Source organism: Janthinobacterium sp. 344, assembly GCF_900112025.1.
In the GTDB taxonomy this organism is placed as follows: domain Bacteria; phylum Pseudomonadota; class Gammaproteobacteria; order Burkholderiales; family Burkholderiaceae_D; genus Janthinobacterium.
Genome location: NZ_FOKL01000002.1, coordinates 697,823 through 716,825 on the forward strand (window position 1 = coordinate 697,823; position 19,003 = coordinate 716,825).

At 66.1% G+C, this 19,003-nt stretch carries 18 protein-coding genes; 3 read left to right on the top strand and 15 right to left on the bottom strand.

The genetic code is table 11. The features are described from left to right. Window positions 1-21: 21 nt before the first annotated feature. Window positions 22-312 carry a muconolactone Delta-isomerase gene (gene catC / locus BM193_RS09315; RefSeq protein ID WP_092798139.1) on the bottom strand — a complete coding sequence of 97 codons (291 nt, stop codon included), beginning with the start codon at window positions 310-312 and terminating at the stop codon, window positions 22-24. 10 nt (window positions 313-322) lie between these two features. Next, on the bottom strand, window positions 323-1,432 hold the full coding sequence (locus BM193_RS09320; RefSeq protein WP_092798138.1) for a muconate/chloromuconate family cycloisomerase: 1,110 nt from the start codon (window positions 1,430-1,432) through the stop codon (window positions 323-325). 102 nt (window positions 1,433-1,534) lie between these two features. Between BM193_RS09320 and BM193_RS09325 the strand changes: the two genes are divergently transcribed. Next, complete coding sequence (locus tag BM193_RS09325) at window positions 1,535-2,449, top strand: LysR family transcriptional regulator (RefSeq protein ID WP_092798537.1); 915 nt, start codon at window positions 1,535-1,537, stop codon at window positions 2,447-2,449. Between the two features lie 15 nt (window positions 2,450-2,464). On the opposite strand, the gene BM193_RS09330 is transcribed toward BM193_RS09325, so the two are convergent. Then, window positions 2,465-2,851: a hypothetical protein gene (locus BM193_RS09330; protein ID WP_092798137.1), complete on the bottom strand. Its 387-nt coding sequence runs from the start codon at window positions 2,849-2,851 to the stop codon at window positions 2,465-2,467. Between the two features lie 75 nt (window positions 2,852-2,926). Continuing rightward, window positions 2,927-4,105: a YncE family protein gene (locus BM193_RS09335; protein WP_092798136.1), complete on the bottom strand. Its 1,179-nt coding sequence runs from the start codon at window positions 4,103-4,105 to the stop codon at window positions 2,927-2,929. 150 nt (window positions 4,106-4,255) lie between these two features. Here BM193_RS09335 and BM193_RS09340 point away from each other — a divergent pair, with 150 nt between their 5' ends. Together BM193_RS09340 and BM193_RS09345 are read left to right on the top strand one after the other, a co-directional pair. Next, window positions 4,256-4,684, top strand: coding sequence for a cupredoxin domain-containing protein (locus BM193_RS09340; RefSeq protein ID WP_092798135.1), 429 nt, complete (start codon window positions 4,256-4,258; stop codon window positions 4,682-4,684). After that, complete coding sequence (locus BM193_RS09345; protein WP_092798134.1) at window positions 4,681-6,081, top strand: hypothetical protein; 1,401 nt, start codon at window positions 4,681-4,683, stop codon at window positions 6,079-6,081. The genes BM193_RS09340 and BM193_RS09345 overlap by 4 nt, the downstream gene beginning before the upstream one ends. Here BM193_RS09345 and BM193_RS09350 read toward each other — a convergent pair. The 11 genes from BM193_RS09350 to BM193_RS09400 all read right to left on the bottom strand — a co-directional run bounded on the left by BM193_RS09350 (window position 6,065) and on the right by BM193_RS09400 (window position 18,950). After that, complete coding sequence (locus tag BM193_RS09350; RefSeq protein ID WP_092798133.1) at window positions 6,065-7,396, bottom strand: PepSY-associated TM helix domain-containing protein; 1,332 nt, start codon at window positions 7,394-7,396, stop codon at window positions 6,065-6,067. The genes BM193_RS09345 and BM193_RS09350 overlap by 17 nt on opposite strands. Window positions 7,397-7,404: 8 nt before the next feature. Continuing rightward, window positions 7,405-9,516: a TonB-dependent receptor family protein gene (locus BM193_RS09355; RefSeq protein WP_254785982.1), complete on the bottom strand. Its 2,112-nt coding sequence runs from the start codon at window positions 9,514-9,516 to the stop codon at window positions 7,405-7,407. Between the two features lie 75 nt (window positions 9,517-9,591). Next, entirely contained in the window at window positions 9,592-9,999 is a 408-nt protein-coding gene (locus BM193_RS09360) for a DUF2946 domain-containing protein (protein ID WP_254785984.1), read from the bottom strand. A gap of 47 nt (window positions 10,000-10,046) precedes the next feature. Then, on the bottom strand, window positions 10,047-10,643 hold the full coding sequence (locus tag BM193_RS09365) for a PqiC family protein (protein WP_254785986.1): 597 nt from the start codon (window positions 10,641-10,643) through the stop codon (window positions 10,047-10,049). Beyond that, window positions 10,640-12,268 (bottom strand): PqiB family protein, encoded by a 1,629-nt coding sequence (locus BM193_RS09370; RefSeq protein WP_092798131.1) that lies wholly within the window; start codon window positions 12,266-12,268, stop codon window positions 10,640-10,642. The genes BM193_RS09365 and BM193_RS09370 overlap by 4 nt, the downstream gene beginning before the upstream one ends. Further along, window positions 12,261-13,592: a paraquat-inducible protein A gene (locus tag BM193_RS09375; RefSeq protein ID WP_254785988.1), complete on the bottom strand. Its 1,332-nt coding sequence runs from the start codon at window positions 13,590-13,592 to the stop codon at window positions 12,261-12,263. Before BM193_RS09375 ends, BM193_RS09370 begins: the two co-directional genes overlap by 8 nt. A 90-nt stretch (window positions 13,593-13,682) precedes the next feature. Next, entirely contained in the window at window positions 13,683-15,032 is a 1,350-nt protein-coding gene (locus BM193_RS09380) for an amidase (RefSeq protein ID WP_092798130.1), read from the bottom strand. Between the two features lie 5 nt (window positions 15,033-15,037). Beyond that, complete coding sequence (locus BM193_RS09385) at window positions 15,038-15,715, bottom strand: DUF2848 domain-containing protein (RefSeq protein WP_092798129.1); 678 nt, start codon at window positions 15,713-15,715, stop codon at window positions 15,038-15,040. 8 nt (window positions 15,716-15,723) lie between these two features. Continuing rightward, a complete protein-coding gene (locus BM193_RS09390; protein ID WP_092798128.1) occupies window positions 15,724-17,070 on the bottom strand; it encodes an MFS transporter in 1,347 nt (448 codons plus the stop codon). A 109-nt stretch (window positions 17,071-17,179) separates the two neighbouring features. Next, complete coding sequence (locus BM193_RS09395; protein WP_092798127.1) at window positions 17,180-17,854, bottom strand: DUF4286 family protein; 675 nt, start codon at window positions 17,852-17,854, stop codon at window positions 17,180-17,182. A 178-nt stretch (window positions 17,855-18,032) separates the two neighbouring features. After that, complete coding sequence (locus BM193_RS09400; protein WP_092798126.1) at window positions 18,033-18,950, bottom strand: LysR family transcriptional regulator; 918 nt, start codon at window positions 18,948-18,950, stop codon at window positions 18,033-18,035. Between the last annotated feature and the right edge of the window lie 53 nt (window positions 18,951-19,003).

Sequence of the window (19,003 nt, forward strand, 5' to 3'; positions counted from 1 at the left end):
TTGATCTTGCCGAGGTCCATGTCAGGAATCGTCGTCGCGGACCGAGGATGGATGGCGGCACAGCGGCATCACCTCGATTTGCATGTAGGGAAACAGCGGCAAGGAGGTCAGCACATTGTGCAGCTCGTCGATGCTGCCGACATCGAAGACGCTGATGTTGGCGTATTGCCCCGCGATGCGCCACAGGTGGCGCCACTTGCCCTCCTGCTGCAGGCGCTGCGCCAGTTCCTTTTCCGTCTGCTTCAGCTGCGCCGCCTGTTCGGCCGGCATGCTGACAGGCAGGTTCACGTTCATGCGTACATGGAATAACATGGTGTCTCCCTTATTGACGCTGCAACGCATGCAGCTTGTCCATATCGATCTCGACGCCCAGGCCGGGGCCCGTCGGCACCTGCAGCATGAAGTCGCGGTACACGAGCGGCTCGCGCAGGACTTCCTGCGTCAGCAGCAGTGGCCCGAACAGTTCCGTGCCCCAGGCCAGCTCCGCGAACGTGGAACAGACATGGGCCGTGGCGGCCGTGCCGACGCCGCCTTCGAGCATGGTGCCGCCGTACAGGCCCACGCCGGCCAGGCGCGCCACGGTGGCCACTTCCAGCGCGGGCAGCAAGCCGCCCGACTGGGTGATCTTCACCGCGAACACGTCGGCCGCGTCGGCCTGGGCCAGCGCCAGCGCATCTGCGGGGCCGTGCAAGGCTTCGTCGGCCATGATGGCCACGTCGAAGCGCTGCTTCAGGCGGGCCAGCGCGGCGCGGTTGCCCGCCTTGACGGGCTGTTCGATCAGGTCGATGCCGCCCGCTTCCAGCGCGGCGATGCCGCGCACGGCGTCCGTCTCGCTCCAGGCCTGGTTGACGTCGACGCGCACGCTGGCCCGGTCGCCCAGCGCCCGCTTGATTTCCAGCACGTGGGCCACATCGTCCATCACCTCGCGCAAGCCGATCTTCAGCTTGAAGATGCGGTGGCGGCGCAGTTCCAGCATTTTTTCGCCCTCGGCGATATCGCGCACGGTGTCGCCGCTGGCCAGTACCCAGGCCACGGGCAGCGCGTCGCGCACGCGCCCGCCCAGCAGCTCCGACAGCGGCACGCCCAGGCGGCGCGCCTGCGCATCGAGCAGCGCCGTTTCAATCGCGCACTTGGCGAAGCGGTTGCCCTGGATGACCTTGCGCACCCGCGCCATGGCCTTGGCGACTTCGCTCGCCTGCATGCCGAGCAGCAGGGGCGCGATATAGGTATCGATATTCGTCTTGATGCTTTCCGGGCTTTCGCCGCCGTAGCTCAAGCCGCCGATGGTGGTGGCCTCGCCCCAGCCAACGATGCCGTCGGCGCAGCGCAGGCGCACCAGCACCAGGGTTTGCGTATTCATGGTGGCGACGGAGAGCTTGTGCGGACGAATGGTCGGCACATCGACCAGGAAGGTCTCGATATGTTGAATCATATTTATTCCGTATAATTCTGTAGAGTGGTGACACGATATGCCCCCAAAGTCCCCACGTCCAACACCGAGTTGGTATCGAATCTATACCTGAAAGGTATGAAGATGGAATTACGCCACCTGCGCTACTTCGTCGCGGTCGCCGAGGAAAGGAACTTCACGCGGGCCGCCGAGCGGCTGCACATCGCGCAGCCGCCGCTCAGCCGGCAGATGCAGCAGCTGGAGGAAACGCTGGGCGTGGCGCTGATCGAAAAGGGGACGCGGCCCTTGCGGCTGACGGAGGCGGGCGAGTTTTTCCTCGCCCACGCGCGCCCGCTGCTCGACCAGGTACGCGACCTGAAGGCCATGACGCAGCGCATCGGCAAGCTCGATCGCACCCTGTCGATCGGCTTCGTCGCCTCGACCCTGTATGGGGAATTGCCCGATGTCGTGCACCGCTATTGCGAACGCCACCCCGAGGTGGACGTGACCTTGCACGAGATGACGACGGTGGAGCAGATCAAGGCGCTCAAGGAAGGCCGCATCGACGTGGGTTTCGGGCGCCTGAAAAGCGAGGCCCCCAGCATCCGCCGCATCCTGCTGCGCGAAGAGCGCCTGGTGGTGGCCCTGCCGCCCGGGCACCGGCTGGCGCATGGCGAAGGCGGCCTGCGCCTGACGGACCTGACGCATGAAACCCTGCTGGTGTACCCGAAGGCGCCCCGGCCCAGCTTTGCCGACCAGGTGCTGGCCATGTTCAGCGACGGCAATGTCACGCCCGGCCTCGTCACCGAGGTGCGCGAGCTGCAGATTTCCATGGGCCTGGTGGCGGCCGGCCAGGGGATTTCCATCGTGCCCGAAAGCGTGCAAGCCATGCACCACCGTAACGTCATCTACCGCAAGCTCGACGACCAGCACGCGTTTTCCCCCATCTTCTTCAGCGTGCGGCACATGGACCGCTCGCCCGAGCTGGAAAACATCCTCGCCGCCGTGTATTCGATCTACGATGAACACGGCATCGCGCACGCCAAGGAGAGCCTGTAACCGTGCTGCGCACCGCTACGACTGCGCGTCGGCCAGCAGTTCGGGGCGCAGCGCGCGGATGCGCAATTCCGTGAAGTAGCCGCCCGCCTCGTTGTAGCGCAGGTAGTGACGGCCGCAGTCCAGGCAGCGGACCACCTGGCTCAGGTTGGCGGGATAAAAGCGCGGCGCGATGGGCGCGTCCACGCTGTCGTAGCGCGTCCCCTGCGGGTGGTATTCGGCGAAGGTCGGTTCCTCGTACGGGTCTTCGCGCAGGGTGCCGACTTCCTCAAACCGGTCCAGCGCCAGCGAGGTGGGAAGACGCTGCCAGGCATCGAGCGGGACGGCGCAGCAGCTGCATTTCCTGGTCACCAGCGCCGACGCGGCGGCCAGCGTGGACAAGGCGGGAAAATCGATGAATACCATGGTTCAGCCATTGCAAAGGTGCGGCCTTTGGCAACGAGCCTGGCCGCGCCTTTGCATTCTAGCGGAATGCGTCTGTCAATGACCCATGAAGTCATTCCACTTCGGCAGCAGCACGATGCTGTTCGGGTTGAACCCCATGTTTTTCAAGGTATCGACGCTGCGCACCACCGCCTCCTTTTTCAGGTCGATGACGGTGATGCTGCCATCGCTCATGCCCGGCAAATTGAGCAGCGCATTCTGCACGAAGGCATAGCGGCCGTCCCTGGTGAACGCCACGTGGTGCGCGCCTTCGGCGGCCGGTATGGATTTCACCAGCCGCGGCTTGCCGATGCCGCCCGTCAAATCAAAGAGATGCAGATGCCCCGGCTTGGCCGTCGTCAGGTACATGCGCGTGGCGCCCTTGTTGAAATACAACTCCAGCGGCACGCCCGCCTTTTGCGCGGCAAAGTCATGCACCTGCGCCGTGTCGAAATCCTTGGTGGCCGGATTCCACGTGGCCGTCCATACGGTGCCGCCGTACATATTGGCGACATACGCCACGGGCGGATTGCTGCCGGGGACAAACAGCACTTCCACGGGCGCCTCGCCCGACGGCGACGGCTTCTTCGACAGTTTGTGCGTGCCCAGCACCTTGCCCGTGCTCGTTTCCACCACGCTGATCACTTCCCCCGCATCGCCCAGGTCTGTGGGACGGATGGTGCTCGTCAGCAGGGTGCGGTCGATGCCGTCGTGGACGGCCAGTCCGTGCGGATACGGCGCCGGCAGCTTGACGGTGCGCCCCGGCTTGTCGTGCACGGCGTCGCCTTCCAGCATGGCCTGCGATCCCATGCAGCTCAGGTACCAGCGCTTGTGGTCATCGGAAAAAACGATGTCCTCGCCCACCTGGCAAGTGGGCACCTCGATGACCTTGATGGGCAAGTCCTTGTGGCGCATGTCCATCACGCGCAGTTGCGTCTTGCCCAGCGCCGTGATGTAGGCCTTGCTCATGTCGTGGTTGTAAAAAATATGGTGCGCCACCAGGTCCGGCGGCAGGGGAATGTCGCGCACGATCTTGCCGAAGTTGGTCGATTCGGGATCGACGTCGATGATGGCGATGCCTTCCTTGCGCGACGGTGGCGCGACAGGGCTTTTCAGCGACTTCAATGATTCGGGCGACTTGCTTTCGTAATTGACCATGGCCAGGATTTCAGCCGACGCGGGCAGCGCGGCCAGGCACGCCGCTGCCAGTGCAAACAGTATCTTTTTATTCTTCATCGTCTCCCCTGCCCCATTCGAGTGTCATTGGAATTGTCAGACGGACGGCGCCCGGCGCCGGCCCACGCCGCTCATTCTACGGCGGCACTTTTTCAAACTGGCGTTTTTTTTCGGATGGCCAATGCTGAAAATCTTTCCTAGAATTTAAGGATGAAAAAACCATCACACCTTCCATCCGTTTCCAGCCTGGGGCTGGCCATTTTCCTGCTGTGCGCATCGGCGCAAAGCCAGTCGCAGAGCGGCCCGGCGGCCAGGCAGCAGCAAGCGGAACAGCATGTGGCGCTGGCCATCGCGCAGCGCAAAATCGCGCCCAAACCGCCGACGCTACGCGTCCAACAGCACGACACAATCACGCTGGATTGGACTACCGACGAAATAGTCAGTATCCACTTGCACGGCTACGACCAGCTGCTGACGCTCAAGCCGGGCGAGAAGACAGCCATGCGCATCGACGCCAGCGTGCCAGGACGCTTCCCCGTCTCCGCGCATGGCTATGGCGCGCAGACGGCGCACGCGGGCAAGCAGCACAAGCACCACCGCGAGGCGCCGCTGATCTACCTGGAAGTGCTGCCGCGATGACGCGGCGCGCCGCCGCTCTCGGCCTGCTGGCCGCGCCATGTCTTGGGCACGCCCACGGTTTTGGCCAGCGCTACGACCTGCCCCTGCCGCTCTGGCTGTACTTGCTGGGCGCGGGACTGACGGTGGCGCTGTCATTCGCCTTCCTGGCCCTGTGGCGCCGCGACGATGCCGGTCCGCCTGACCGAGGCGACTACGCGCGCCCGCTCCTGCGCCATATTCCTGGCGCGCGCGCCATCGCCTTCGCGCTGCGCCTGCTGGTGCTGGCGCTGTATCTGCTGGTGATCGTGGCGGGCCTCGTGGGCGTGCAGAATCCCGTAAAGAATATCGCGCCCGCCATGGTCTGGGCCATCTGGTGGGTGGGCATGGCGTACGTGTCGGCGCTGCTGGGCGACCTGTGGGCGCTGGTCAATCCGCTCGACAGCGTGGCGCGCGCGGCGGCGCATCTGGCGCCCCGCTGGCGCGCGCCGCTGGCCTGGCCCTCCTGGCTCGACGGCTGGCCGGCCACCATGCTGTTTTTCTGCTTTATCTGGATGGAGCTGAACTGGGAAGGCAGCGAACAGCCGGCCAGCCTGGCCTGGAGCATGCTGCTGTATTCCGCCTGCACGTGGGCAGGCATGGCGCTGTTCGGCCGCGCCGCCTGGCTGCGCCACGCGGAGGTGTTCCACGTCGTCTTCGGCTTGCTGGCGCGCTTCGCCCCCTTCACCGTCCGCGACGGCGCCTTGTACGTGCGCCCCTATGCGGCGGGATTGCTGACGACGCAGCCCGTGCGCCCCGCCTGCCTGGTGCTGGTGATCCTGATGCTCGCTTCCGTCAGCTTCGACGGCATGATGGAAACGCAGACGTGGTACGACGTCGTCGACGCCGTCCTTGCCGTGGCGCCGGGCACACTTGGCTGGATCACCACGGCCGCCCTGCTATTGATGCCGGCCCTGTTTCTGCTGGTGTTCCTGCTGTTTTGCGCGCTGATCGCCCGTTGCGGCGCCAGCGATGGCCAGCCTGCCCTGCCCCTGCCGCGCGTGGCCGGGCACTTCGTGCTGACCCTGGTGCCGATCGCCATCGCCTACCATTTCGCCCATTACCTCTCTTTCCTGGCGATGGCGGGCCAGTACCTGATTCCGCTGGCGTCGGACCCGCTGGGCCTGGGCTGGGACTTGTTCGGCACGCAGCTGTACTTTATCCGCCTGGGCATCGTCGACGCCAAGGTGGTGTGGTATGTGTCGCTGTTCGCCATCATCGCCGGCCACGTGGCGGCAGTCTGGCTGGCCCACGTCTGCGCGCTGCGCCTGTACGCCAGCCGCCGCGCCGCCCTGCGCAGCCAGTATCCGATGCTGGCCCTGATGATCGCCTACACCTTGCTCAGCCTGTGGATCATCGCCCAGCCTATCGTCGGCGGCTAAGCCGCTGTCGCCGCGCCAGGGCCAGTTCCAGCAGCATCAGCAAGCTGCCGGAAACAAGCAGCAGCGGCATCAGCGCGCACATGCCCGCCGCCAGCAGCCAGGCCGGCGCGGAGGGTGAAGTCCAGGCGCCGGGCAGCAGCTTGGGCAGGCCCAGCGAGCCTGGCAGGCGCCGCTTGAAGAACATCACCCAGCCCGACACCAGCGAGAACAGCACGCTGGCGCCGAACAGCAGCAGCAAGGCCTGGTTCCACCAGCCGAATTCACCCCGGTGGAACGGGATGCCGATGGCCGTGGCCTTGCCGAACGCCGTCTGCGCCTCCCACCCCGCGTAGTACAGGGGCTTGCCGCTGTAGGCGTCGAACTGCAGGTCGAAGCGCAGGGTGGGCCGGCTGCGGTCGGCCATGGTGGCGCGCCACACATCGTCCTGGCTGGCCGGCGCCGTCAGCTGCACGGCGATGGCGGGCGCATGGCTGCGCGCCACCTGCCACGCATCCTGCCAGTCGAGCGGAGCGCCCTCCTCGCGCGAATGCAGGCCGCGCGGCGCGGGCGGCGGCGCCTGGCCGCTGACGTCGCGCAGCGCGCGGATGCGCCCGCCCGCCTGCTGGCTCCACGTCAGCCCCGTGGCCAGGATCACAAAACTCACCAGTCCCAGCGCCACGCCCAGGAACGCATGCCACTGGCGCCAGCCATTGCGGCCCCGCGCGCCGCGCTTCGGCACGCCCGCTTGCGCGCCGCGCGGCCACCACAGGAGCACGCCCGTCACCAGCATCACCATCAGCCAGCTGGCCGCCAGTTCGATCATCCAGCGCCAGCCATCGCTTTGCAGCAGGCGCGAATGCAGCTTTTTCGCCCAGTTGCCGAAGCGTTCGCCGCTGGCCAGCGTGCCCAGCACGCGCGCGTCATGCGGATTCACGTACACGATGATGGCTTGCGCGGGCAGGCCAAAGACCGGCTTGACGGCGACAGCATGTCCGCCATGGCCAGCATGCTCGTCCACGCCGCCGCCGGGCGGCGCGAACGCCACCTGCACCGCGTCATCGTGCTGAAACGGCGGCACCACGTGCTGCACTTGCCAGCCACGCGGTGCCGCCCGTTCCGCCGCCGCCACGGCGGCGTCCAGCGGCAGCATGGATGCCTGCGGCGCCACATGGTCGAGATGCTGGTACAGCCTGGCCTCGATCTGCGGCGTAAACACATACAAAATGCCCGTCAGGGTGGCAATCAGGGCAAACGGCGAGGCGATCAGCGCGGCCCAGAAGTGGATGCGCCAGTACAGGCTTTTACGGCGCGCGATGAGAAAGGTGTGATCGTCCATGCTGAGTCTCACAGTGCGCCGTAGGTATAGGACAGGCCCAGCATCACGCTGCGCGGCGCGCCAGGCGTGTACTGGTTCTGCGTATTGGCCACGTAGCTGCCCACGCCCGAGTAGCTGCTGCTGGCCGAATCGGCATAGCGCTTGTCCATCAGATTGCGCACCTGCGCCCACGCCTCCAGTCCGCGCGCGAGCCGGTAGCTGGCGCGCAGGTTCAGCAGCGCGTGGCCGCCATACTCCACCGTGTTGGCGTTGTTCATCCAGTAGCGGCCCTGATGCACGGCTTCGAGGGCGATACGCGCGCCCGTCACGGGCTGGTAGCCGATCTCGAACGAGGTGATGTCGCGCGGCGCCTGCGGCATGCTGCGCCCGCTGTAATCGAGGGTGCTGGAGAGCTGGTAGCGCAGGTAGCGGTGGCGCGCGATCGCCGTGGCGAAGCGCGCGTCGAACGGGCCGCTGGCGTAGTGCAGGCCCAGCTCCAACCCTTCGCTGCGCGTGCGTCCCGCATTGCGGTTTTCGCTGTTCCCCGGCGAGAGCGTATAGCTGACGATGGTGTCGCGCCCGTCGAGCCGGTACAGCGCCGTGTCGAGTTTCAGGCGGCCTTGCAGGAAGGCCCAGCGCAGGCCCAGCTCATAGTTGTTGTAGACCGACGGCCGCAGGTCGGCGATGCCCGTCTTGCCATACAGCTGGCTCACCTCGGGCGGCGTAAAACCCTGGCTGACGTTCGCATACGCGCTGCCCGCATGGCCGATGGCGTAGGTGGCGCCCAGCTTCGGGCTGAAGTGCGAAAAGCTGCGCGACTCGTCCGGCGCGCCGTAATCGGCACTGCCGCCGGGCGCCAAGTGGTTATGGTAGTCGTAGCGGATGGCGTCCGAACGGCCGCCCAGCACCACGCGCGTGCCGGCCAGCGGGGACCATTCCCACTGCGCGAAGACGGCCGTGTTGAGAATGTCCGTCCGGTAGTCGCGCACGCCCTGCGGATTGGACGCATTGGCCAGGGCATAGCGCAGATAGCGGCCCGTGGCCGCATCGCGCACGATGGACAGGTTGTCGCTGACAAAGGGATTGTCGCTCTTGTCCACGTACACGCCGGCGACCAGGCGCGAACGCAGCCACGCGAATTCCTGCTGGTGCTTCACGTCCAGCCCCAGCGAATCGACATGATTGTTGTTGATGACGCCCTTGCACAGCATGCCGGCGCAGCTGCCGATGGAATACGCGGGTAGCTGTCCATGGTCGTTCTTGCGCGTAAAAACGGTGACGGTGCTCGTGCCATTGGCCGTCGTCGCGCCCTCCCACGCCAGGTTCATGCGCGTGGTCTTGTCCTTGCGATAGGTAAACGTGTTCAGGCTCTTGCCCGGATTGGCGCGGTAGTCGTTCTCGAACAGGCTGCCCGTCATCGCGGCGTCGAGATCCGTGTGGACGAGGGTGGCGCGCAGCTGCGAGGTGGGGCTGAGCGCATAGTCGGCGCGCAGCGAAAACGAATCCTTGTCGCCATAGCTGTACTCTTGCCAGTTGTCGCGCGAACGGCGCGAACTGTAGTGGGAAAAGCGCAGTCCCAGCGGACCCCAGGTATCGCTGGCGGACGTGTCGTAGCGGGTGAAGCCGCCCACATTATCGCGCCGCACGCCGACGCTGGCCGTGGGTGTCGCGCTGGCGCCGGCCGTGAGGAAATTGACGGCGCCGCCCACGGCATTGCTGCCATACAGCGAGGAGGCGGCGCCCTTCACCACTTCCACGCCGCCGGCGCCCGCCATGTTCATCTCGTTGAGCGAATTGTGGTTGAAGACGCCCAGCGGGCGGATGGGAATGCCGTCTTCCAGGTACTGGTAGACGGCATTCGTGCCGATCGGCTGGCGGATGCTCATGCTGTGCTGCTCGTTGCCCAGGTCGTTCCAGTACACGCCGGCGATGCGGTTGAGGATATCGCCCATGGTCTTGGGCTTGTCGCGTTCCAGCGTCTGCGCATTGACGACGCCGATCGCCTGCGGCGTCTCGGACAGCCACGCTTGCGCGCGCGAGCCGGAAACGACGACGGTGTCGATGGCGTGATCGGACTGCGCCTGCGCGCAGGAATAGGCCACGGTGATGGCCACGGCCGACACCAACAGTTTTTTGTTCATGTGATTCTCGTTGAAGTATGCGGATGCGACCCGTCACGCCGGTGGGCGGACAGGTCGGACTGGACAATGCAAAACTCAGACGAAAACAGGCGGCGCGCGCGACTGCGCGGTGTTCCAGATGAACAGCGGTGCGGGAGACTGGTAGTACAGCGCGGGGAAAATGGCCGTGCCCATGGCGACGGGCAGCGGCAGCACGGGGCTGGCGGGCGGCAAGCCGACGGAACCCGCATGCGTGGAGCAGAAGGCGCAATGCTCCATCTGCATGGCCTTGCCGGCGGACTTGCCATCGGCGGCGCCGTCATCGGCTGGATCAAGCTGCACAAAACGGATGCCGGCCACCGAGCAGATTTCCGCCCAGCCGGAGCCGGATTGCTGCTTGGCGTTGGCGACGGCCTGGGAAATCGATGGCGCGAGCGCCGCCAGCAGGATCGCGAAGCAGGCGATCCAGGCGGCGAAGCGGCGCGTGAACAAGGTCATTCCCATGGCCGCATTTTACCAGCGGCCGCGGGGAGTGGGTAGCGGAAGGCGCCTCAGGCGGCCGGACAGGCGGCGCCGCCGTTGTCAAAACCACGCACGACAGCGGCCATGTCGGTGGCGATGCGGGCCACGGCGCGGCGGTGGCCCGTCACCAGTTCATCGTAGCCGGCGCCCACCTTTTCATTGGCCACCGTGCGGCACGTCACCACCTTGCTGCTGGACAGCTGGCGCACGCTCCAGACGGCGTCGATCAGCGCGTACTGGCCCATCACGGATTCGAAGCGCTGCACATTGGTGCTGATGCGGTACACGGGCAGGTTGTCGGGATGCGGCGTGCGGAACACATCGATGGCGCCCAGGTCGTTCGTCACGGCCGTGGACAGGGCCTGGCCGATCTCGCCGGCCAGCGGTCCCGCCCAGCGCTGCTGCTCCAGCAGCTCGATGCGGCCCGACGGCGCCGTCACCACGAACTGGTTGCGGCTCACCTGCTGCGGCACGCTGACGGCCAGCATCTCGACATAGTATTTGACGGGCTTGGCCGGCTGCACGTCGGCGCCGCCGCTGAGCGTATAAAAATGCTCGGGCTGCGGCGTGGAACAGGCGCCCAGCAGGACGGCCGCCGTGCATGCCGCGAGGATGGACTTCATCATTTTTCATCTCCTTTTTTGCCGCGGATCAGGGACTCGGGGTGGCGTTCCAGGTAGTCCGACAAGGCGTTCAGCGATTGCAGGGTTTGCGTCAGCTGCTGCAAGGCCTGGCGCACGTCCGACTGCAGCGGCGAATCCTTTTGCAGCACTTGTTCGGCCGTGCCGAAGGTCTGCTTCGCCGCCGTCAGGGTGTCGCGCATTTCCGGCACCACCTGGCCATCGAGCTGCTTGAACAGGGTATTGGCCTGCTTGATGGTGGCGTTCAGGTTGTTGCCGATCTCCGCGTACGGCACCTGGTCGAGCTTCCTGGCGATGCTGGCGATCTGCGTCTGCAATTCATCCAGCGTGTTCGGCACGGTCGGCACTTCCAGCGGATACTTGTTCAGTTCCAGCGTCACCTTCGGCGCTTTCGGGAAGAAGTCCAGCGCGATATACAGCTGGCTGGTCAGCAGGTTGCCCGTGCGCAGCTGCGCGCGCAAGCCGCGGCTGACCATGCGTTCGAGCAGCTGGTGGCCTACCGAGCCTTCCGCATCGTCGACGGCCGTCTTGAAGCGCATGCCCAGGCGCGCCGGATACAGGTTGACGGTGACGGGCATGCGGAAATTCTTTTTCACGGGGTCGAACTCGATGCCCACCGAGCGCACCTCGCCCAGCACGATGCCGCGGAAATCCACCGTGGCGCCGGGCTGCAGGCCGCGCAGCGACTGGTCGAAATAGAACACGGTGGTGATGGCTTCGCCATCGGGCTCGCGCATGGCGCTCGCCTCATCGGCGGCCAGGCGGTAGACGGTGCCGGCCGGCGCCGGCTCCTCCGGCTTGCGGCCGTTTTCCGCCTCGAAGGCGATGCCGCCCACCAGCATGGCGGCCAGGGATTGGGTATTGAGCTTGAAGCCGTTGGAATCGAGGCGCACGTCGACGCCGCTGGCATGCCACCAGCGCGCGTTCTTGCCGACGAACTGGTCATACGGCGCGTTCACGAAGACCGACATGGTGATGCCGTGGCCATCCTTGTCCAGCGCGAAACTGACCACCTTGCCCACGCGCAGGCGGTGGAAGAACAGCGGCGAGCCGACGTCGACGGACCCGAGGCTTTCCGCATGCAGGGTGTACAGCTTGCCCTTCTGGTCACCGGCCACGGCGGGCGGCTCCTCCATGCCGACGAAGCTCTCCTTCTTTTCTTCCGACTTGCCCGTGTCGACGCCGATATACGCGCCCGACAGCAAGGTGCCCAGGCCCGTCACGCCGCTGGCGCCGATCTGCGGGCGCACCACCCAGAAGCGGGTATCCTTGGTGGCGAAGCGGCGCGCATCCTTGCTCATGTCGATCGTCACCAGCACCCTGGTCAGGTCGTCATCGAGGGAAATCGCGCGCACCTGGCCGATATCGACATCCTTGTACTTGACCTTGGTCTTGCCTGGCTCCAGGCCCTCGGCGCTCTTGAAGCTGACGGTCAAGGTGGGACCCTGGTCGAGGATGGACTTGGCGGCCAGGCCGGCGCCGATCAGCGCGGCCAGCAGCGGAATGAGCCACACCAGCGATGGCAGCCAGCGGCTGCCCTGTTCCACCTCGGGCTCCGGCAATAGCCGTCCGCCCGTTTCTGCAAGATCGCCCGCTTCTTTGTCAGACATGCTGTTCTCCAATCACTGTATTGTTTCCGGTATTTGCCACCACCACGGGTTCTTCCTCGCCGGGCGCCTGTTCGTCGACGGGGTCCCAGATCAGGCGCGGGTCGAACTGCATCGCCGCCAGCATGGTCAGCACCACCACGGCGCCAAAGGCCAGCGCGCCGGGGCCTGCCGTGATCACCGCCAGCGACTTGAAGCGCACCAGCGCCACCGTCAGGGTGACGACAAAGATATCGAGCATGGACCAGCGGCCGATGAATTCGACCATGCGGTACAGGATGGTGCGCTGGCGCGGCCGCCAGCGCGAACGCCGCTGCGCCGTCCAGGCCAGCAGCGCCAGCACGCCCAGCTTCAGCATGGGCACGACCACGCTGGCGATGAAGATGATGATGGCCAGGCCCTTCGAGCCGCTGGTCCAGAACAGCACCACGCCGCTCATGATGGTGTCGTTCTGCGCGCCAAACAAGGTGTACGTGACCATCACGGGCAGCAGGTTGGCGGGAATGTAGAGGATCATGGCGGCGATCAGCAAGGCCCAGGTGCGGCTGATGCTGTTCGGTTTACGCACGTGCAGGGTCGAGCCGCAGCGCACGCACGCCAGGTGCTTGCCCTTGCCCAGCGGCGGCGCCACCAGGCCGCAGGCGTGGCAGGGCACGACCTTCTCGCCAGGCGCAAACGCCTTGTAGCGCATGCCCGGCAGCGCTTGACTGGTCAGGTCGTCGCCCAGGTTCCACAGCGCCTTCGGATCGAACGAGACGACGATCGCCAGCAATAGCGTCAAGGCGCCAAACGCGAACAGCCCCGGTTGCGGCACCACCGTGGCCAGGCTGGTCATCTTGACGACGGTGATCAGGATGCCGATCATCAGCACCTCCGTCATGCCCCACTCGCGCGAGGTCTGCACGGCGCGCAGCACGCGGTGAAAGCCGGGCACCTTGACGCCGCCGCGCAGGCCCAGCGCCACGTACAGCAGGGAGCCCAGTTCGATGGCGGGAAAGAGGATGGTAAACAGGAAGACCATCGTCGCCACCACCTGCATCTGTTCGGACCACAGCACGCGGATGGAGCCAAGCAGGGTGGCGCTGGACGTCAGGCCGTTGACGTCGAGTTCGACGATGGGGAAAAACTGGGCGATCAGGAAAACCAGGGCGGCGCCCAGGGTCAGGGCCACCACCTTGTCCAGGCCGGCCGGCGCCCCCCGTCCTGACGCGGCGCGATACAGCACCGAGCGGCAACGGATGCAGCGCGCCTTTTCGCGTGGACGCAGCGGACGTTTGCGGTACAGCACGCCGCAGTCATGACAGCTAATCAGGTCGTATCGGTGCACAGTATGAAGTTTGCCGGCGCGGCAAAGCGCGCCGATCTCGTGTCAATGCCAGCCATCATGACAGAGTTGGCATTTTCCTGCACTGCAACACTATTGTGCGCCCAATAAGGCCTCCACCGCGCGGCCTATCCGCAGCACCCGCGCATCCTCGCCCGCCAGCGCGCAAATGCCCAGTCCCACGGGCAGTTCGCCGTCGGCGTGGCAAGGCAGCGACAAGGCGCAACCGTCGAGGAAATTGATCACGCTGGCGTTGCGCAGCACCAGGCCATTCGTGGCGAAGAAGGTGGCGTCGTCCGCTTCAAGCGCGGCGACCTGCGGCGCCAGGATCGCCACGCTGGGCATCAGCCACGCGTCGAACGGCGCCAGGCGCTGCTGCGCGATGGCGATCAGGCGCGCGCGCGCATCGAGCAGGTCGATGTAGTCGGCTGCGCCCTGCTGCTGGCCGCGGCGGATGCGCGCCGCCACGCGCTGGTCGTACTGCGCGCCCTTCTCTTCCAGCAGTGCGCGGTGCCAGTGCCACGCTTCGGCCGCCACCAGGCCGCCGCCGCCATTGATCGTCGGCAGCTCCAGCAACTCGGGGAAGTCGAACTGCTCCACCAATGCGCCGGCGGCGCGCAGCTGGTCCAGCGCGCGGTCGAACGCCTGCCGCACCTGCGCATCGACGTTCGCGCCCACGTAATCCGCGGTAAAACCGAAGCGCAGGCCCTTTAATGCGGGCGCGTCGCCGGCGATTTCCTGGTCCGACAGCGCCGCGTACAGCACCGCGCAGCAATCGACGCTACGGGCGATGGGCCCGGCCGAATCGAGGGAGCGCGACAGCGGCACGGTGCCATGCAGCGAGACGCTGGCCGCCGTCGGCTTGAAACCCGTCAAGCCGCAAAAGGCGGACGGGATGCGGATCGAGCCGCCCGTGTCCGTGCCCAGCGCGCCGGCCGCCATGTCCAGCGCCACCGTCACGGCGCCGCCCGAGGTGGAGCCGCCCGCCACCCGTTCGCGGTCCAGCGGATTGCGCGGCGTGCCGTAATGGGGATTCAGGCCCAGGCCGGAAAAGGCGAATTCGCTCATGTTGGTGCGTCCCAGCAGGACGGCGCCAGCCGCGCGCAGGCGCGCCACGGCCGGCGCATCCGTCTCGGCGGGCGGCGCATCGGCCAGCGCCAGCGAGGCGGCGCTACTGGTTTGTCCCTTGACGTCAAACAGGTCCTTGATGGACACGGGGATGCCCGCCAGCGGCGAGGCAACGATACCGGCGGCGCGCGCCGCATCGCTGGCGCGCGCCTCGGCCAGCGCCTGTTCGCCATCGAGGCTGACGTACGCATGGCCGCCCTGCGACCGATGCGCCTCGGCGCGCGCCAGCATCTGCTGCGTCAGTGCCACGCTGGTGATGCGGCCGGCGGCCAGGTCGGACGCCAGTTCGCGGATGGTCTTGGTCAGTTGGGTCATTCTCTTTATCCTTCCACGGGCAGGGTTTGCACGGCATAGCGGTGCTGCAGGCGACGCTGCAAGGCTGGATCATACAGCTCCAGCTCAAACGCGTCGCCATGCCCCATCTCGCCGATGATGGGCTGCGTGCCGCAGAACATGGCGCTGCCCACCGGCAGGGTCGCCTGCCCCGTGTAGCGCAGGATCAGGTCTTCCGGCGACAGCATGCGCGTCACGGGGCCCTCCTGGTACAAGGCAGGCACGCCGGCCCGTTCACGCCAGGAGCGCATCTGCAGCTGGTCCCAGTGGCCGGCCACGTCGGCATGGCGCCATAGCGTATCGCCCACGGGCTTGCCGCACATCTGCTTCGACACCGTCACGCCATAGCTTTCCACCTTGCGGTCCGTATGGTCGGAGCCGATGCCCACCAGCAGGCCGTATTCGGTGGAGAACAGCACGAATTCCGCCTCGCCGGACGAATCGCCGCCCGGTACTTCGATGGCCGCATCGCTCGACAGCAAGGCCGCCGCCACGCGGTAAAAGGTCGGCACGCTCTTCGGGCGCGCCACGCCGATGGCTTCCAGCTCGGCGATATGGTGCTCGACCATCGCCATGTCGCGGCCCGTCCAGCCGGCGATGATCAGCTTGTCGATGTCGAAGGTGACGGGGCCGTGGCCGGCCAGGTTGAAGGTATGGGTCGTCATGATTTTTCTTACTCTTCCAATGGGCCGCGGCCCGTTTCTCTGGCCGCGAAAACGGCGGCGGCGGTGATCAAGAGGGCCGCCGCCACGTACAGCGAGACGGCCATGGTGCTGTTGTACGAGCGGTACAGGCTGGCGATGACGAGCGGCGCGAAACCGCCGCCGATGACGCCGGCCAGGGTGTAGGCCAGCGAGGAACCCGCATAGCGCACCTTGGTGGGGAACTGCTCGATGACGAACGCCGCCTGCGGGCCATACATGATGGCGTGGATGACCAGGCCCACGACGACGGCGATGACGATGGCGGCCGGGCTGGCCGTGTCGAGCAGGGTGAAGAAGGCAAACGCCCACACGAGGCCCAGCACGGCGCCCAGCGCATACACGGGACGGCGGCCGATTCTATCCGACAGCGCGCCAAAGACGGGCACCGCCAGCGCATTGCAGGCCGTGCCGATCATGATGGCGGTCAGGGCCAGGGTCGACGACAGGTGCAGCACCGTCGTCACGTACGTCAGGGTAAACACCACCACCAGCGCATACAGCACGTCCGAACCGATGCGCACGCCGCCGGCGATCAGCAAGCGGCGCCAGTAGAGGCGCAGCACGTCGCCGATGGGCGCTTCCGCCTTCGCGTCTTTCTTGTCGAGTTCCTTGAACAGCGGGGTTTCATCGATGCCGCTGCGTATCCACATGCCAAACGCCACCAGCAGCAGGCTGGCGATGAACGGCATGCGCCAGCCCCAGTCCATGAACGCTTCATGCGGCAGCAGATAGGTGATCAGGGCGATGCAGCCCGTCGCCAGCAAGGTGCCGAACGACGGCCCCACCTGGGTCCACGAAGCGTTGCGGCCACGCTTGTCCGCTGCCCCGTGCTCGACGGAGATCAGCACGGCGCCCGCCCATTCGCCGCCGAGCGCGATGCCCTGCACGAAGCGCAGCGCCACCAGCAGGATCGGGCTCCAGATGCCGGCCGTGGCGTAGGTGGGCAAGAGGCCCATCAGGCCCGTCGTCACGCCCATCAGCATCAGGGTCACCACCAGCACCCAGCGGCGACCCAGCTTGTCGCCCAGATGGCCGAAGATCACGCCGCCGATCGGACGCGAGATATACCCCACCGCATACGTGGAAAAGGCCAGGATGGTACCTGTCAGCGGATCGAAGGAAGGGAAGAACAGATGGTTGAAGATCAGCGCGGCCATGGTGTTGTAGACGGTGAAGTCATACCATTCCAGGGTCGTGCCGACCATGCTGGCCGTGGCCAGGCGGCCTGTATTGGGCTTGGCGCCCGGCGCGGCCGCATGCGCGCTGGGGGCAGTGCGTGCTTGCGCGCTGGTGTGCGCGGTGGTGTGTGTGGTCATGGCCTACCTCTCTCGTCAGTTTTTATTGCAGGCGCGGCGCAGGATGCATGGCCCTGCGCCGTCGCCCGTGTCTCGTGTTATCCGTGCCGGCAAGATGCGCGCTGCCGCGTCAGGCAGCCTGCAGATCGGCCTCGCGCAATTGCCAGGACAGCTGCAGGATGGCCGCTTCGGCGCCATCGAGGCCCAGCGCCGCGCTGGCTTCGTTGGCGGCCGTCACGGCGGCGCCTTCCGACGAGGCATCGATCAGGAAGATCGGGTCGAGCACGCGGCCTTCCTGCTGCTCCACCGGCAGGGGGCCGGACAGCTTCGCATCGGGCGTCAGCAGGCGCGTGGCAATCACGCCATCGATACGCAGCAGTTTTTCGCCCAGCGCCGCCATGCCGGCCACCGCTTCGGCATCCTGGCCCATGGCGGAGGCGCCCAGGCGCAGCACGGCCAGCCAGGCGCCCGTGCCCCTGCCCGTTTCCGCCTCGATGGCGCAAACGCGGCGCATCGGGTCCACCATGCGCTGCAGATTCGTCAGCGACCATGGCGTCTGCTGGCCGAAGGCCTTGAAATAATCGGGCGTCTGGAACGCGTCGAGCGACACGGTGCGATACAGGCCCAGGTATTTGCGGGGGCCGCGCACGCTCTGGTAGCGCGTGCCGCTGACGAAGCCGGGAATGCGCACGCGCTCTTCCACGTGCTCGCGGTCGTACCAGCGGTTGAAATCAAGCTCGTGATCCGGGTCGGCGCTGGTCCAGACGAACAGGATGCCGGGCAAGGTGGTGGTGGACGTCGTCATGATGGTTCCGTTCTGCGTTATAAGTGGTGTGCCAACCCAGAATAGGTGGCACGCCATCACTTGGCAAACGGGTTATTCTGAACGCGACTGATAAGTTTTTCTTGTGGGTCGGGAACGCTGGCGCCAAGAATGTTGTCGGATGACGCGCCTGGGCGCTCATCCGACCTGCGCCGCGACCTCACCCGGCGCCATATTCCTCGCCCAGTGCCAGCGTGAACCTGGCCGCCTCCTCGCAGGCCAGCATGGCCACCAATTGAATCGCTTCCGTGGTGAGGTCTTCGCTGTAGCTGATGACGATGCGCTGCGGCGCCAGGCGGCTGGCGCACGGAATCAGGGCGATGCTGCCCTGCTCGATTTCCTCGCGCAGGGGCGCCAGCGGCAGCACGGCGATGCCGAAGCCCGCCTTCACCAGGCGCACGATGGCAGAAATCGAGCTGACGCAATGCACCCTGCCCAGCTGCACGCCCTCGTCCTGGCACAGCGCTTTCAGCGCGGAATGCGGCTGCGAGCCGCGGTTCATGGTGATGATCGGGTGCTGCGCCAGTTGCGCCACGGTGTATGGCGTGCCCGTGTCGGGCCAGTCGGCGGCCCTGCCAGCCCAGCCCATGGCGATGGCGCCACTGCCCGTGCTGCGGATATGGTCGCCCGTCAGCATGTCCGTCTGCAGCGCGATATCGAGTTCGCCCTGCTGCAGCTGTTCATGCAGGCGGCGCGTCGATTCGGAGGTCAGCTGGATTTCAATGCCCGGATAGCGTTCCTGTACCCGCTGCAGGAAGGGGATCAGCCAGGTATGCACGATGGTTTCGATGACGCCGATGCGTACCTCACCCGTGATGTGCGCGGGCGAGGAATTGGCCGCGTACATGTCGCGGCATAACTCCAGCATGCGCTCGGCGTACACGAGCAGGTTGCGCCCGGCGAAGGTCAGGCGGATTTCACGCGCGTCGCGGTCGAACAGGCGCGTGCCGAAGTCCTGCTCCAGCGAGGCGATGCGGTTCGAGATGGCCGCCTGCGTGATGTGCAGCTTGTCGGCGGCCGTGCGGAAACTGCCCAGCCGCGCGGCCCAGACAAACGCTTCGAGAAAACGGGTATTCAATTTGGCTCTTCAATCAATGGGACTCTTCTTCACAGAATGTGTGCTCAACCCAT